This is a genomic window from Nocardioides guangzhouensis (genome assembly GCF_004519545.1).
GTDB classification, from domain to species: Bacteria; Actinomycetota; Actinomycetes; order Propionibacteriales; family Nocardioidaceae; genus Nocardioides; species Nocardioides guangzhouensis.
On sequence record NZ_SDKM01000161.1, the window covers coordinates 1 to 331 of the forward strand.

1 protein-coding gene is annotated in these 331 nt (G+C 70.4%); it reads left to right on the plus strand.

What is annotated here, in order from left to right:
* Positions 1-269 (plus strand): TOBE domain-containing protein (locus tag EKO23_RS24945; RefSeq protein ID WP_134721287.1); only part of this gene is annotated, 269 nt, incomplete at its 5' end.
* Positions 270-331 lie beyond the last annotated feature (62 nt).

Consider the following 331-nt stretch of genomic DNA (forward strand, 5'->3'; position numbering starts at 1 on the left):
GCAACATCACCGTCGGGGTGCGGCCCGAGGCGTGGCGGATCGAGAAGGACAGTGAGCACGGTCTGCCGGTGCAGGTGACGGTGGTCGAGGAGCTCGGCTCCGACGCCTACGTCTACGGCACCTGCGGGGTCGAGGGCACCCCCTCGAACGTCATCATCCGGGTCAGCGGGCGCGACCACGTGCAGAAGGGCGAGACGGTCTTCGTGACCACCGACCCGCGCCACGTGCACGTGTTCGACACCGACACCGGGGAGCGGCTCAGCGACTGAGCGCCTCCTCGACCACGGAGACTTCCTCCGGAAGGCGGCCGGCCGGGTGCGGGACATCCGGC